10 protein-coding genes are annotated in these 14,101 nt (G+C 70.0%); 4 read left to right on the top strand and 6 right to left on the bottom strand.

What is annotated here, in order from left to right; genetic code table 11:
- Nucleotides 1–95: 95 nt before the first annotated feature.
- The 3 genes from ACIBG8_RS10310 to ACIBG8_RS10300 are packed head-to-tail and all read right to left on the bottom strand — an operon-like array spanning nt 96 to nt 3,104.
- On the bottom strand, nt 96–644 hold the full coding sequence (locus tag ACIBG8_RS10310) for a VOC family protein (protein ID WP_397342334.1): 549 nt from the start codon (nt 642–644) through the stop codon (nt 96–98).
- On the bottom strand, nt 641–2,200 hold the full coding sequence (locus ACIBG8_RS10305; RefSeq protein ID WP_397342333.1) for a CocE/NonD family hydrolase: 1,560 nt from the start codon (nt 2,198–2,200) through the stop codon (nt 641–643). The genes ACIBG8_RS10310 and ACIBG8_RS10305 overlap by 4 nt, the downstream gene beginning before the upstream one ends.
- Nucleotides 2,201–2,249: 49 nt before the next feature.
- Complete coding sequence (locus ACIBG8_RS10300) at nt 2,250–3,104, bottom strand: DUF4394 domain-containing protein (protein WP_397342332.1); 855 nt, start codon at nt 3,102–3,104, stop codon at nt 2,250–2,252.
- 82 nt (nt 3,105–3,186) lie between these two features.
- Between ACIBG8_RS10300 and ACIBG8_RS10295 the strand changes: the two genes are divergently transcribed.
- Nucleotides 3,187–3,963, top strand: coding sequence for an SGNH/GDSL hydrolase family protein (locus tag ACIBG8_RS10295; RefSeq protein WP_397342331.1), 777 nt, complete (start codon nt 3,187–3,189; stop codon nt 3,961–3,963).
- Nucleotides 3,964–4,057: 94 nt separating this feature from the next.
- On the opposite strand, the gene ACIBG8_RS10290 is transcribed toward ACIBG8_RS10295, so the two are convergent.
- On the bottom strand, nt 4,058–7,432 hold the full coding sequence (locus tag ACIBG8_RS10290; protein WP_397342330.1) for a S8 family serine peptidase: 3,375 nt from the start codon (nt 7,430–7,432) through the stop codon (nt 4,058–4,060).
- 159 nt (nt 7,433–7,591) lie between these two features.
- Nucleotides 7,592–9,004: a glycosyltransferase family 39 protein gene (locus ACIBG8_RS10285; protein WP_397342329.1), complete on the bottom strand. Its 1,413-nt coding sequence runs from the start codon at nt 9,002–9,004 to the stop codon at nt 7,592–7,594.
- Between the two features lie 188 nt (nt 9,005–9,192).
- On the opposite strand from ACIBG8_RS10285, the gene ACIBG8_RS10280 reads away from it, so the two are divergent.
- The 3 genes from ACIBG8_RS10280 to ACIBG8_RS10270 all read left to right on the top strand — a co-directional run bounded on the left by ACIBG8_RS10280 (nt 9,193) and on the right by ACIBG8_RS10270 (nt 13,570).
- On the top strand, nt 9,193–11,319 hold the full coding sequence (locus tag ACIBG8_RS10280) for an anthranilate synthase component I (protein WP_397342328.1): 2,127 nt from the start codon (nt 9,193–9,195) through the stop codon (nt 11,317–11,319).
- 49 nt (nt 11,320–11,368) lie between these two features.
- Nucleotides 11,369–12,514, top strand: a complete 1,146-nt coding sequence (locus ACIBG8_RS10275; RefSeq protein ID WP_397342327.1) for an amidohydrolase family protein — start codon at nt 11,369–11,371, stop codon at nt 12,512–12,514.
- A gap of 231 nt (nt 12,515–12,745) precedes the next feature.
- The gene (locus ACIBG8_RS10270; RefSeq protein ID WP_397342326.1) at nt 12,746–13,570 is read left to right on the top strand and encodes a PHP domain-containing protein; all 825 of its coding nucleotides are present in this window, start codon (nt 12,746–12,748) and stop codon (nt 13,568–13,570) included.
- Between the two features lie 2 nt (nt 13,571–13,572).
- Here the strand turns inward: ACIBG8_RS10270 and ACIBG8_RS10265 are convergent, their stop codons facing one another.
- Nucleotides 13,573–13,977: a hypothetical protein gene (locus tag ACIBG8_RS10265; protein ID WP_397342325.1), complete on the bottom strand. Its 405-nt coding sequence runs from the start codon at nt 13,975–13,977 to the stop codon at nt 13,573–13,575.
- Between the last annotated feature and the right edge of the window lie 124 nt (nt 13,978–14,101).

Here is a 14,101-nt window from a genome sequence, read left to right as displayed (position 1 = left end):
CGGCCTCCTTCGCGTGATTGCCCGCACTGTAATGACGCCAGAGTTTCGGTCAGGTCACCGATCGCCGAACGGTCTGGTTATCTCGTTGAACGGTGTCAGACCGTCCGGTCAGCCGCGGTTTTCGGCTCGTGCCGCACGTCCTCAGGGCGGTCCAGTTCGCGCAGCCAGCAGGCGAACTCGATGAGCACCCCGTCGGGGTCCTTGAAGTAGATGGAGCGCACGAACACCCCGTCGTGCACCTCGGGCGCCACGCCGAACTCGCTGTCGTCGTGGTTGAGCAGCACGCCGACGTCGACGCCCTTGGCGACGAGCTTCTCGCGGTACTCCTCGATCTTCTCCGGCGGCACGTCGAAGGCCAGGTGGTTCATCGACCCCACGGCCGACAGCAGCTCGCCGCGGTCGGGCAGGTTCTTCGGCGCGGACACCCCGGGCACGCCCTCGGGCGCGTCGGGGAACCAGAAGAAGGCCAGCGCGTTGCCGCCGCCGCAGTCGAAGAAGAAGTGCTGTCCCCAGCCCAGGGGCAGCTCGATGGTCTTGATCAGCGGCATGCCCAGCACGCCGGAGTAGAAGTCGACCGTGCGCCGCATGTCGGAGCAGACCAGCGCGACGTGGTTGACCCCGCGGAGCTCGAACTCGCTGTTCATGACGGTCTCCTGGGCAGGACGATGGCCGACGGATGTTCCCCAGTGTGGAACACCTCGACGTCGGCGGGAACCATGTCCGAGGCCAGTAGAGAACCGGTCCCGAAATTTCGGGCGATGGTGGGGTAGGCGCCGCCCGCCAGCTGCACCCTGATCCGGTGCCCCCGCCTGAACCGGTGCCCGACCGGCCACAGCTCCACCTCGACCTTGCGCACCCCGTCGCCATCCGAAGGCGTGACCCGGCGAACGCCCTCGGCGAGGTTCATCGACCTCCCGTCCGGATGCACGTCGCACAGCCGTACCACCAGATCGATGTACGGCGTGCTGGACCTGACGAACACCTCCGCCCGCACAGGACCGATCACCTCGGTGTCCTCGCGGAGCGTGGCCGAGCTGTAGACCAGCACGTCGCGCCGCGCCTCCAGCCTGCGCTGGTCGCGCGGCAGCGAGTTGGCCAGCAGCACGGGCCCGCCCAGCACCGGTGTCGGGTGAGCCGGGTGGTAGCGGTAGGTGTCCGGCGCGCCCTCGCCCGGCCGCTCGGTGCCGAGCCCGAGCCCGTCCTGCAGGAACCAGCGCTGCTCGCCCGTCCCGGGCACGGGCCAGTCGGGGTAGTCGCGCCACTCGTCTGCGCCGGTCACGAACAGGCGTACCGGCTCGGCGCGCAGCCCCGACGGATCGCCCATGAGGTGGGCGCGGAACCAGGCCAGGGCGTCCGCGGTGGAGTAGCGCCCGTGCCGCACGTCGACGTGGTACCACGGCCCGATCGTGAGCTGCGGCCTGCGCCCGGCGGCGCGCAGCGCCAGATAGTCCTTGACCTGCCACGGCAGGAACACGTCGTACCAGCCGCCGACCATGCTGACCGGCGCCTCGACCTCACCGACGACCGCCGAGTGGTCCCTCCTGTTCCAGTACGGCGCGGCCGGGTCGGCGTGGTGGTTCAGCAGGTCGCGGAAGAACGGCAGCGGCCGCCCGGCGGAGACCACGTCGAGCTCGCCCAGCGGGCGCGAGGTCAGCACGGCGCGCCTGGTGTGCCGGGGCGCGGTGAACACCGCCGCCGCGCCGAACCTGCCGGTCATCGCCGCCGTGAGCGTGGTCCAGCTCAGGCTCGACTCCAGCGCGAACGCCCCGCCCACGTAGGCGGCGTCGCGGAACTGGGAGGCACTGATCTGCACCGCCATCGCCTTGAGGTCGGGGCCCGCGTAGGGGGCGATCGCCCACTGGGTGTAGCCGAGGTAGGAGGGGCCGTGCATGGCGAAGGCTCCGCCGTACCAGGACTGGTCCTTCAGCCAGGTGACGGTGGCCAGGCCGTCGTCGTGCTCGTCGCCGAGCGGGTCGAGCAGGCCGCCGGAGCCGAAGCCGCCCCGGCAGCTCTGGATCACCACCTGGAAGCCCTGGCGGGCGAAGGAACGGCCGAACGCGAAGCCGAACGCCCCTCGCCTGCCGTACGGGGACCTGATGAGGACGACGGGGGGACGCGTGGCGCCCACGGGGTACCACCGGTCGGCGAGCAGGGTCACGCCGTCCGGCATGGGGACCGGCAGATCACGTTGGACGCGCACGCGGTAGGCCACTACCAATGAGTAACATGGGCGGTTGCCGGGGCGGAAGTCAGCCGAGCGTGACGGCTATGTCCGTCACCGGGACGCGGAACGTTCCAATGAGGGAAGCCTGGCCGGTCAGGACGTCGACCGAGTAGAACCGGCCGTTCAGTGCGGCGTAGGCGGTGTTGGCGACGGTGACGCCGCCGCGGACCTTGCTGGAGATGTCGAAACCGGCCACCGGGCCCGCGTCGATGCCCAGCTTGCCGGTGGGGGCCAGGGTGCCCGCGTTGGCGGGGGACTGGACGGAGACCTGGTCGGCGGTGGTGTCGACGTCGAACAGGGTGGTCGCCGTCGCCGGGCTCAGGTCGTTGTTGGTGTAGGCGGCGCCGGTGACGCCGAGCGCGGTCAGCCCGGTCGTGGCCGGGGGGACGGGCGGGTTGGTGAGCGTGCCGTCGGTGGCCGTCGTGCCCGCGGCGGGCGCGCCCATGGCGTCGTCCAGGTTGTGGCGCAGGTTCTGGCCGGTGTCGCTGATGACGCGCAGCCGGTTGGCCGCCGGGTTGAAGTCGACGCCGAAGCTCGTGCCCTGGAGGGCGACGGTGAGCTGGGAGACCTTGGTGGCCTTGGCCCGGCCGCTCAGGGTGTAGACGCCGCCCTTGTCGCCCACGGCGTACAGCGAGCGGTCCTGGACGCGGAAGTCGATGCCGACGACCTTGGTGTCGCCCTTGAGCCCGGTGATCCTGCCGATCCTGGCGGTGGAGCCTGGGGAGGCGGCGGAGAAGGTGACCAGGGTGTTGTCGGCGGTGAGGCCGACGACGCGGGGGCCGTCGTCCCTGTGGGCGCTCGCTGGGGTGGCGACCAGGCTCGTGGCGACCAGGCCTGTGGCGCAGGCGGCCAGGAAGCCGACGGCGAGGGTCTTTCGCATGATTACTCCTCGGGTGAGTGCTGCATCCCCCCTACTTCGTGGGCTCCGCTGGAACGGATTGGTTATGGCAAACTATCCGGTCATGGGACGAATCACCTCGTACATCGCCCTGGGGGACAGTTTTACCGAGGGACTCGAAGACCCCGCGGCCGTGGGCTTCCGCGGCTGGGCCGACCGCCTCGCCGAGCACATCGAGGCTGACCAGCCGGGACTGCGGTACGCCAACCTCGCGGTCCGCGGCAAGCTCATCGCCGAGATCGTGGCCGAGCAGGTGCCGGTGGCGGCCGCTGCGGGGGCCGACCTGGTGTCGCTGTGCGCCGGGGGCAACGACATCCTGCGGCCCAGCGCCGGGCCGGAGATCGTGGCCGGGAAGCTGGAGGAGGGGGTGGCGGCGCTGGCGGAGAGTGGGGCCCGGGTGATGTTGTTCACCGGGTTCGACCTGCGCAGGGTGCCGGTCATGCGGCTCGCGCACAGCAAGATCGAGGTCTACAACCTGCTGATCCACGACATCGCGCGGCGGCACTCGTGCGTGCTGGTGGACCTGTGGCCGATGCGGGTGCTGCGGGACCGGCGCGCGTGGGATGAGGACCGGCTGCACCTGAACTCCGACGGGCACCGGCGGGTGGCGCTGGCGGCGGCGGAGACCCTGGGGGTGCCGGTCGCCGAGGACTGGCGCTCGCCGTACCCGCCCATGCGGCCACAGCCGTGGACGGACGCGCGGCGCGAGGACCTGCGGTGGGCGCGCACGTATTTGCGGCCGTGGATCGCGCGGCGGATCAACGGCACGTCGTCGGGGGATGGCGTGGTGGCCAAGCGCCCCGACCTCAGCCCGCTGGACGGCTCAAAAACCAGCCCTTAAGGGACACCCCTCTGAAGGGTCACCCCCTCAAGGGAGGGTCACCCTTCGGAGGGGTGGCTCCCAGGGTGGTCAGGCCCTGGGAGCCACTTGGGTGTCAGGGTTTGTCGGGGCGTTCCGAGATGCGGATGGCGTTGACGATCGTGTCGCCCTTACGCTCGGCGAACCGTACGTTGAGCTGCCCGTCGGTGACCTTCACCGTGTACTGCCGGGAAACCGCCGTGTAAAGCCCCGCCTCCAACGCCAGGTCCAGCGCAGGAATGGCGAGCTGACCCTCGACGAGCACGTCGAAGACCCTGCGCCCCATCTGCGTCTTCCTGGTCTCGGCGAACCCGAGCTCCACCGTGTACGTCCCGTTCGGCACCGCGTCGAACCGGTACTCCAGCATGTTCTCCCGAGCCGTCCTGAACAGCGCCGGATCCGGCGTGCCCGTGATCGGCTTGGTGGCGGTGTGCGTGTTCGTGGACGTCGCCACGTACCCGTACCCACCCGCCGTGTACTTCTTGTCCGTCGTCCAAGCGTCGCCGTCGGTGTCGACCAGCGTCTTGGTGGCGCCCACGTCGATGGCGACCTGGTGCCTGGGCACCACGACGCTGACCTTCACCTCCAGCACCGGCTGCCGCCCGCTGTTCGACTTGATGACGAGCTTGCCGTTCTGCACGCTGCCCGGCTGCAGCCCCGCGCTGGACACGGTGACCTTCAGCGTCGCCTTGGCGCCCTTGGCCAGCTCGCCGCTGGTCGGGGCGACCGTGATCCAGGCGGAGTCCGGCGTCGCGGTGTAGGTGGCGGTCGAGCCGAGGTTCGTCAGCTCCACCGTCCGCGACCTGCTGGCCCCCGCGGGCATGACCACGACCAACTCGCCCACCGACGCGCTCACCGCGCCGGTGATCAGCGCGGTGTCGATCCTGGTCACCGAGCCGGGCGCGATGGTCACGTCCTTGCTGAAGGTGCCGTAGTGCTCCTTCGACACCGTCACCGTGTAGTCGCCTGCCAGCACCTGCCCGTAGAACGTGCCGTCCTCGGCGGTGGTGAGGGTGGCCGCGTCGCCCACCTTCACGCTCGCCCCGGCCAGCGGCTTGCCGTCGTTGGCGTCGGTGACCGTACCGGTCACCAGGCCGTGGCGGCTGGCCGTGATGGTCAGGCTCTGGCCGTTGGAGATGGCCGCCTCGTTGGCCGAGTACTGCAGGGCGTCGGTGCCGTTGGCGTTCTCGACGCCGATCGTGGCGCTGGAGCCCTGGTCGCGCTCGCTCTCGATGTCCTTGTAGCGGTAGCCGATCGAGCCGTCCTCGCCCAGCAGCGCGGAGAAGGAGACCCGCTGCGTGGCGTCGGAGTAGAAGGTGACGTTGCGCCACTCCACCACGTACTGGCGGTGCGGAGAGGTGCCGGTCACGGCGGTGTAGACGCCGGAGTCGGCGTCCACCTTGAGGTCGTCCCAGTAGGGGTAGACCGCATTGTTGGGCGTGCCCGAGGTGGGCAGGGTGCCGTTGCTGCCGGTGACGACCCGCTCGGTGGCGAAGGTCACGAACCCGTTGGTGCTGATCCACGCCTTGTTCTGGCCCGTGCCGTAGAACGGGATCTGGAACGGCAGCGTGACCTGCAGGGCCTCGTCGTCGCCGGTCAGCGCCAGCTTCTCGGTGCCTGCTGCGTACGGCTCTGCCCCGCTCTTGCAGGTGTAGCCGAAGTTGTCGCCGCGCAGCGGCAGCTCCACGTCCTTGGTCAGGTCGCCGGACACCGTGATCGGCACGGTGGTGCCGGACGAGCAGCGCGAGCGCGGGGTGACCTTGAGCTGGTAGTCGCCGTTGGGCAGGGTCAGCTGGTAGCGGCCGGAGGCGTCGGTGACCGCGCTGACCTGCGTGCCCACCGCCTCGACCGTGGCGCCAGGCTCCGGGGTTCCCGCTGTGGTGACCGTACCGGAGACCACGCCGGAGGGGAGCTTGGTCATGGTGACGTCGGCGGTCGCGCTCTGGTCGGCCACGACCGTCGCGGTGGCCGTGCCCTGCTCGTAGCCGAACTTGGCCGCGGTGACCTGGTAGTCGCCGGGCAGCAGGCGGGGCAGGGTGTAGGTGCCGTCCTGGGCCGTGGTCACGCTGCGGCTGAGCGGGCCGGTGACCGCGATCCTGGCGCCGCCCACCGGCGCTCCGCCAGCGGTGACCGTACCCCTGAGCTCGCCGAGGCCCTCGCGCGGCGAGGCCGTGACGGCGGCGAAGGCGTCGAGCCTGCCCTCGCCCCACACGTTGTTGTCAGTCGCCGTGCCGCCGCAACTGGTGTCGTTGACGTCGATCGCGGTGGTGTCGAGCAGCGGCCTGGTGGCGTCGATGTTGCCCTGCAGGCGCGGCGAGGCCGACCAGATGAGCGCCACGGTCGCCGCCACGTGCGGGGTGGCCATCGAGGTGCCGGTGTAGCTGTCGTAGCCGCCGCCGGGCACGCTGGAGCGAACGTTCACAGCCGGGGCCGCGATGTTCGGCTTGATCTCGCCGCCCTCGCCCGCGCCCTTGCTGGAGCGGTTGTACAGGACGTTGTTGACGTCGAAGCCGCCCACGCTGTAGCTCATCGTGTACTGGCCGGGGGAGCTGCTGGTGTTGCAGGCCGGGCCCTCGTTGCCGTTGGCGAAGACCGGGAAGATGCCCGCCGCGATCCACGCCGTGACCGTCGGCTTGTACCAGTCGTCGTATCCGGCGCCGCCCCAGGAGTTGCTCACGATGTCGGGGGCGAGGTCGGGGCGCGGGTTGGCGCCGTTCAGGTCGGTGGGCGCCACCACCCACTGGCCCGCGGCCAGCAGCGAGGCGTCGGTGCAGGTGTTGACCTCGCAGCCCTTGGCGGCGATCCACTTGGCGCCGGGGGCGACGCCGATGCCGTTGGCGCCCACCATCGTGCCCATGGTGTGGGTGCCGTGCCCGTTGTTGTCACACGGCACCGGACTCGGGCAGACGTGGGCGGGGTCGAACCAGTTGTAGTTGTGGTCCACGCTGCCGTCGGCGTTCTTGCCGCGGTAGGCGGCCGCCAGCTCGGGGTGGTCGAATTGGGCGCCGGTGTCGATGTGCGCGACGACGATGCCCTCGCCGCGGGTGCCGAGCTCGCTCCACACGCGCGGCGCGCCGACCCGGTCGATGTTCCACTCGACCGCGTTGACCTGCGCCTCGACCTTGCCCTTGACCGGGTCGGGCACCTTGACGGTGCGGACCGGGTCGATGGCCTCGACCTCCGGCAACTGGGCGATCTCGGCGGCCAGCTTGGCGTCCGCCGTCACCTTGACGGCGTTGACCAGCCAGAACGGGGTGAACTCGGCGTTCTGCGAGGTGAGCAGCTTGCGGAGGTTGGCCTGCGAGGTGGCGGCGAACTCGGTCTTGGCCTTGTAGACCTGCCTGGACTTCTCCGTCTTCGTCGTGGCGCTGCGCGCGGCGGCGAGGCTGGCCTGGCCCTTCAGCTTGACCCAGAAGGTGGCTTTGTCCTGGGTGTCGAGGCTGGACTGCACGGCCTTGTCAATCTTGCCGGGTTCGGGGGCCGCCAGGGCGACCCCCGAGGGGGCTAAGAGGCTTAAGACGGCAACGAGACAGATGAGGGGGGTGATCTTTACTGACATGAGTCGAACTGTGAATCGACAAAGGTAAGTTGGCAAGAGTCAATCGGGAAATCAGTCGTAGTGCTGGAAGTGCGGCCACATCTGCCGCCACGACCCCTTGAGCCCGGTGCAGACGAAGATGGGCAGGTCCTGGAACTCGTTGTCGACGTCGAGCCCGTTGTCGGTCCTCGCCATCTCGGTGCAGGAGGTGAAAAATCTCTCCAGTCCGGCCTTGGGAAGTTTGACAGCGACGGCGCTCGTGGCGGTCTCGGGCGGCGGGCCGTACTCGAAGAGCTGGTTCTGGCCGCTGTAGACGCCGGGCAGCCCGGCCAGGTCGAGCGCGCCGGCCTCGCCGTAACTGCCGGTGAGCACGATCGAGCCCTGCGGAGCCTTCTTCAGCACGGCCGAGACGCGCTCGGCGAAGCTCGGCCAGCCGATCGACTCGCGCACCACCTCGTTCATCTGCGGGATCGGCGTCGCGGCCACGGCCTGGACCGGGAGCAGGGGGAGCGCGACCAGCGCGCCGATCACCCCGTTGATCCCCAGCGCCACGGCGGCCGTGCGCGGCTGCCACGACTCGGCCACGCTCACGCACCCCGCCGCGAACAACATCGCCAGCAGCCCGGCCGTGTAGTCGAAGCGCCCGCCGCTGATCAGCGTGAGCGCCGCGGCCACCGGATAGGCGACGGCCAGCGCCCGCACCCGCCGGTCACGCCACATCCGCAGGAACCCGAACCACGCGATCACCGCCACCACCGGCCCGAACAACACCAGCTGCATCGGGACGAACAGGATGCGGAACTCGCCGCCCTTGTTCTCGCTGAGCGCCGCCGCCATCTTCAGCTGCGGCCAGTCGTGGGTGACCTGATAGACCAGGTTGGGTACGGCGAGCGCCACCGCGAGCGCCGCTCCCGCCCACAGCCACGGGCTGCGCAGCACCGCCCGCGGCCCGGCCGCGAGCAGCCCCGCAGCCAGCCCGATGACCAGCAGCGCGATCAGGTGCTTGTTGTAGGTGGCCAGCCCGATCACCGCGCCGGCCGCCAGCCACCACCGGCCGTCGCCGCGCAGCAGCGCGCGCAGGACGAACAGGATCGCCGCCGCCCACAACGGCAGGTCGGCGCTGAGCGTCAGCAGCACGTGCCCGGCGATCAGCGTGAACACGCCCGTGGCCGTCCCGGCAGCGGCCAGGATCTGCGCGTACCTGCCGCCGCCCAGCTCCCTGCAGATCATCGTGACCAGCACCGTGAACGCCGCCGCCATCAGCGCGGCGGGCACCCGGATCGCGGTCAGCGTGTCGCCGAACAGCGCGATCGCGGCCCTGGCCACCATGGGGGTGAGCGGGGGCTGGTCGACGTACCCCCAGGCGGGATGGTCGGCCAGCAGCCGGAAGTACAGCTCGTCGCGGTGGTAGCCGTACATGGGGCTGACCACCAGCAGGACGAGCACGAGCACGACGACGATCACGGAGAGGGGACGCCAGGCCATGATCAGGAAAGCTACGGGCTTTGTCCCGACCGTGCTAGTCTGAGCGCCATGCGAATCCGCTTGCAGCTTCAGTGGTGGCGCCGCTTCTAGGCGGCGCGTTATTCGCATTCCTCAGACGGAAGGCCGCCCCGGAAGGCGGCCATTCCTGTTTCCGCCCCGGGGTCATCAGGTGACAAGGGGCAGCATCAGTGGAGACGAGCGGATATACCACCGCCGGGGGCGTTGGCGTCGAGCGAGAAGTGCGCGAGGTGCCGGAGGCGGCGCTCGAGGAGATCGTGACCGCGCTCGGTGAACGGCGCGGCGGCGCGTTCTCGTCGGGCATGGACTACCCGGGCCGCTACAGCCGATGGGCGTTCGGCTACGTCGACCCCTGCATCGAACTGGTCGCCAGGGGGCGCAAGATCTCGGCGACCGCGCTCAACGACCGCGGCCGCGTCGTGCTGCCCGCCATCGCCTCCTGCCTGCTGGCGGCGGGCAAGCCGGTCTCCGAGCCGACCGACACCTTCGTCGAGGTGTACGTCGCGGCGTCGGAGGAGCTCGTCCCCGAGGAGATGCGCAGCCGCCGTCCCACGGTGTTCACCGCGATCCGCGAGGTCATCGCCGCGTTCAAGGGCGACGACCCGAACCTGGGGCTGTACGGGTCGTTCGGCTACGACCTGGCCTTCCAGTTCGAGCCGATCCGGCAGGAGCTCGTGCGCCCGGACGACCAGCGCGACCTGGTGCTGCACCTGCCCGACCGGCTCGTGGTGATCGACCGGCAGCGTGAGACGAGCGTGGAGATCCGCTACGAGTTCACCGTGGACGGCGCTTCGACCCGCGGTCTGCCGCGCGTCGGCTCGTCGACCCCGCAGGTCATACCTGGAAATATCCCCGCAAATCCCGAAAAGGGGACCTACGCGACCGTCGTCGCGGCCGCCAAGGAGAAGTTCAAGCGCGGCGACCTGTTCGAGGTCGTCCCCGGCCAGGTCTTCCACGCCGCCTGCACCGACCCGTCCGGGTTCTACCGCAGCCTGCGCCTGACCAACCCGGCGCCCTACGAGTTCATCATCAGCCTCGGCGACGGCGAGCACCTCGTCGGCGCCTCGCCCGAGATGTACGTCAGGGTCACCGGCGACCGCGTCGAGACCTGCCCTATCTCCGGCACCATCGCCCGCGGCAACAACCCCGTCGAGGACGCCGAGGCCATCCGCACGCTGCTCTCCTCCACCAAGGAGGAGTCCGAGCTGACCATGTGCACCGACGTCGACCGCAACGACAAGTCGCGCGTCTGCGTCCCCGGCTCGGTCAAGGTCATCGGCCGCCGCCAGATCGAGCTCTACTCGCGCCTGATCCACACCGTCGACCACATCGAGGGACGGCTGCTCCCCGGGTTCGACGCGCTCGACGCCTTCCTCACCCACATGTGGGCCGTCACCGTCACGGGCGCGCCCAAGACGTGGGCGATGCAGTTCATCGAGGACCACGAGGCGACCACCCGTCGCTGGTACGGCGGAGCCATCGGGTTCATCGGCTTCGACGGGTCCATGAACACCGGGCTCACCCTGCGTACGGCGCAGATCAAGGACGGCGTGGCCACGGTGCGGGCCGGGGCGACGCTGCTGTACGACTCCGACCCGGTCTCCGAGGAGCTGGAGACCGAGCTCAAGGCCAGCGCCCTGCTGGGCGCGCTGGCCGCGGTCAACACGCCTTCCGCCGTGGCGGCTCCCGCCGAGAAGGAGCAGCCGGGGCTCGGCATGACCGTGCTGCTCGTCGACCACGAGGACTCCTTCGTCAACACCCTCGCCGACTACTTCCGCCAGCAGGGCGCCACCGTCACGACGCTCAGGCACGGTTTTCCGTACACGATGATCGACTCCATCGCGCCGGATCTGGTCGTGCTGTCGCCGGGGCCGGGCTGGCCGTCCGACTTCGGGATGGCGGCGCTCATCGACGAGATCTACGCGCGGAACCTGCCGGTGTTCGGGGTGTGCCTTGGGCTGCAGGCGCTGGTCGAGCACGGGGGTGGCACCCTGGAGCTGGGACACCCCGAGCACGGCAAGCGCGGGCAGGTGGCGCAGCGGCTCGACAGCGCGCTGCTGGAGGGGCTGCCCGCCGAGTTCACCGCGGCGCGCTACCACTCGGTGCACGCCAAGGAGGCGGGGGTCGTCGGGTTCACTCCGGTGGCCTTCACGCCGGACGGGAACGTCATGGCGATCGAGGACGTCGCCAACCGGCGCTACGCCGTGCAGTTTCACCCCGAGTCGATCCTGACGGCCGAGGGCGACGCCGGCGCGAAGATCATCGCCAACGTGCTGAGGCTGACCCGACCAGCCTAAAGGTGCCAAAGGGCGGGCATCGCGGGGAGCGAGCGCTTAGAGTCGGCGCATGCTCCCCGTAGACCTTCCCGATGCGCTGCGTGACGCCCTGCTCGCGCCTCTCGTCGACCACCACTGCCACGGGGTGCGCCGAGACGACCTGTCCAGGGCCCAGTTCGAGCTGGCCATCACCGAGGGCACCGCGCCGGCGCCGCCCGGCACCACGCACTTCGACACCCCGATCGGCGCCGCCATCCGCCGGTGGTGCGCGCCGGTCCTCGACCTCGAACCGCACGTCGCGCCCGCCGTCTACCTGGCGCGGCGCGAGGAGCTCGGGGCGGGGGAGGTGAACAGGCGGTTGCTGGAGGCGGCGGGCGTCGTGGCGTTCCTCGTCGACACCGGCTTGGAGGAGCCTTCGCTGCTGACTGCCGCCGAGATGGGGCGGCACGGCGGGGCGGCGGCCGACGAGATCGTCCGCATCGAGCAGATCGAGCAGGACGTGGCCGAGCTGGCCTCGGTCGCCGTCGACTACATGGACAGCCTGGGGGAGGAGCTCTCCTCGCGGGCGTCCCGCGCGGTGGGCCTCAAGTCGATCATCGCGTACCGGTGCGGGCTGGACTTCGACCCTGCCAGACCGAGCCGGGGTTCAGTGATCGCAGCCGCCAACCGCCGCCTGTCGGACCCCAAGGGGCGTCTTACGGACTCGATCCTGCTGCGCCACCTGCTGTGGACGGCGGTGGACGTGGCCCGGGAGCGGGGGCTGCCGGTGCAGTTCCACTGCGGGTACGGTGACCCGGACCTGGACCTGCACCGCGCCGATCCCACCCAGATGACGTCGTTCATCCGCGCGCTGCAGCCCATGGGCGTGCCGGTGATCCTCCTGCATTGCTACCCGTTCCACCGCCAGGCCGCGTATCTGGCGAACGTCTTCCCCCACGTCTACGTGGACGTGGGCCTGGCCATGACTTATACAGCAGCCGGATCCGCAACGGTGATGAGCGAACTTCTGGAACTGGTCCCATTCCACAAACAGATGTTCAGCTCAGACTGCTACGCCGTAGCGGAGACCTGCCACCTGGGCGCCTTGTATTACCGCCGAGGCCTGGCGAAGGCGTTGATGGACCGTGTGACCGAGGGCGAGTGGAGCGTGACCGACGCCGCCCGCATCGCCCACATGGTCGGCTCCGGCAACGCCCGCCGCGTCTACCGCCTCTAACCCCACCCGCCCGCCCACCGACCCGCCCTTGGTCCTGCTGGGGCTGGCGACCTCCGGCAGTTTCCGTCCGTGCGGATGAGGTTCGCCATGCCGCTACGGCCCGACGAGGAAGAGGCCCGCGGCGACGGACGCCGTCGCCCGGCAACTCGCCCTCGTGGCCGCTCAGTACGCTTGCGGTGATCTTCCGAGCGGCGAGGGGTGGGATTTGTGATGTTGCCCGGGGACAGTCACGTGCACAGCGAGTGGTCCTGGGATGCGCCGCTGGGCTCCATGGAGCGCACCTGCGAGAAGGCGGTGGAACTCGGCCTGCCTGCGATCGCCTTCACGGAGCATGTCGATCACACCGTGTGGACGGTCGATCCTGATGCGCTGCAACCGGATGAGCATCTGGCGACCTTGTGCTCGCCGGATGGCGAGCTGACGCCGCCGCGGTTCGACGTGGCCGGTTACCTGGAGGCGGTCGAGAAGTGCCGGGAGCGCTTCCCGGAGTTGCGGATTCTCAGCGGTATGGAGCTGGGGGAGCCGCACTGGCACGCCGAGGAGATCGCGAAGCTGCTCCGGGCCGGGTCGTTCGATCGGCTGATCGGGTCGCTGCACTGCCTTCCGATCGGGGGTGGCGGGTTCGCCGAGCCTCCGGAGCAGTTCGCGCGGCGGCCCGCGGCGGAGGTCATGCGTGACTACCTGGCGGAGATTCCCCGGCTGGTGGAGCGGAGCGGGGTGTTCACCGTACTCGCGCACATCGACTATCCGATCCGGTACTGGCCGACCGACCAGGCCGGGCCGTTCGATCTGCTGGAGTTCGAGGAGGAGTTCCGGCACGCGCTCCAGGTGACGGCGGAGTCCGGCAGGGCTCTGGAGATCAACACGCGCCTGCCGCTGCACTCGACCATCCTGCGCTGGTGGCGGGAGGAGGGCGGGCAGGCGGTGACGTTCGGGAGCGACGCGCACACGCCGTCGGCCGTGGCCCGAGGGTTCAAGGAGGCGGCGCACATGGCGGAGGCGTACGGCTTCCGCCCGGGCAAGGACATGCTGGGCATCTGGGGGCGGGCGGACTGACGTCAGCGGAGCTGGTACAGCCGCCTCGCCCGGGCGAAGGCGAGCACGCTGACGACGGCGGTCGCCGCCAGCAGGACGATCCCCCAGGTCATCCCGCCTGGGTAGCCGGACGACGCGACCTTCTGGGTGAGGTCGCCGTCGAACATCCCGAACAGCAGGCTGATCAGGCAGAACACGCCGAGGACGACGGCCGCGGCCAGGCTGATGCGGGGCCGTACATCACGGGCGGCCAGCCAGGCCAGGCCGAGCTGCACCGCCGCGACCGGCAGCGGCACGGTGAACCTGGTGTCGAAGCCCCACGCCACACCCCACGTGGCAACGCCCGAGACGACGGCGAGCAGGCCGCCGATCACGTCGAACACGAACAGCACCAGCATCGCGACGAGGAGACGCCGTCCGGAGTCCATGGCCCACATGGTAGTCACACCAACATCGTCGAAAGGATGCTTCAACCCCGAAACGCCAAGCGCTGAAGGCCAGTGCGCTACTCCGAAGACAAGTGCCGATAAATCGGTGCATAATCGCCGCACG

It is taken from the genome of Nonomuraea sp. NPDC050556 (genome assembly GCF_044457355.1).
Taxonomy (GTDB): domain Bacteria; phylum Actinomycetota; class Actinomycetes; order Streptosporangiales; family Streptosporangiaceae; genus Nonomuraea.
This window is presented reverse-complemented; position numbering and strand designations above follow the sequence as displayed.

What these genes read in the sequence shown, in the direction of transcription:
- ACIBG8_RS10310 (WP_397342334.1), bottom strand. Translation starts at nt 644, where the DNA reads ATGAACAGCGAGTTCGAGCTCCGCGGGGTCAACCACGTCGCGCTGGTC.
- ACIBG8_RS10300 (WP_397342332.1), bottom strand. Translation starts at nt 3,104, where the DNA reads ATGCGAAAGACCCTCGCCGTCGGCTTCCTGGCCGCCTGCGCCACAGGC.
- ACIBG8_RS10295 (WP_397342331.1), top strand. Translation starts at nt 3,187, where the DNA reads ATGGGACGAATCACCTCGTACATCGCCCTGGGGGACAGTTTTACCGAG.
- ACIBG8_RS10285 (WP_397342329.1), bottom strand. Translation starts at nt 9,004, where the DNA reads ATGGCCTGGCGTCCCCTCTCCGTGATCGTCGTCGTGCTCGTGCTCGTC.
- ACIBG8_RS10275 (WP_397342327.1), top strand. Translation starts at nt 11,369, where the DNA reads ATGCTCCCCGTAGACCTTCCCGATGCGCTGCGTGACGCCCTGCTCGCG.
- ACIBG8_RS10265 (WP_397342325.1), bottom strand. Translation starts at nt 13,977, where the DNA reads ATGGACTCCGGACGGCGTCTCCTCGTCGCGATGCTGGTGCTGTTCGTG.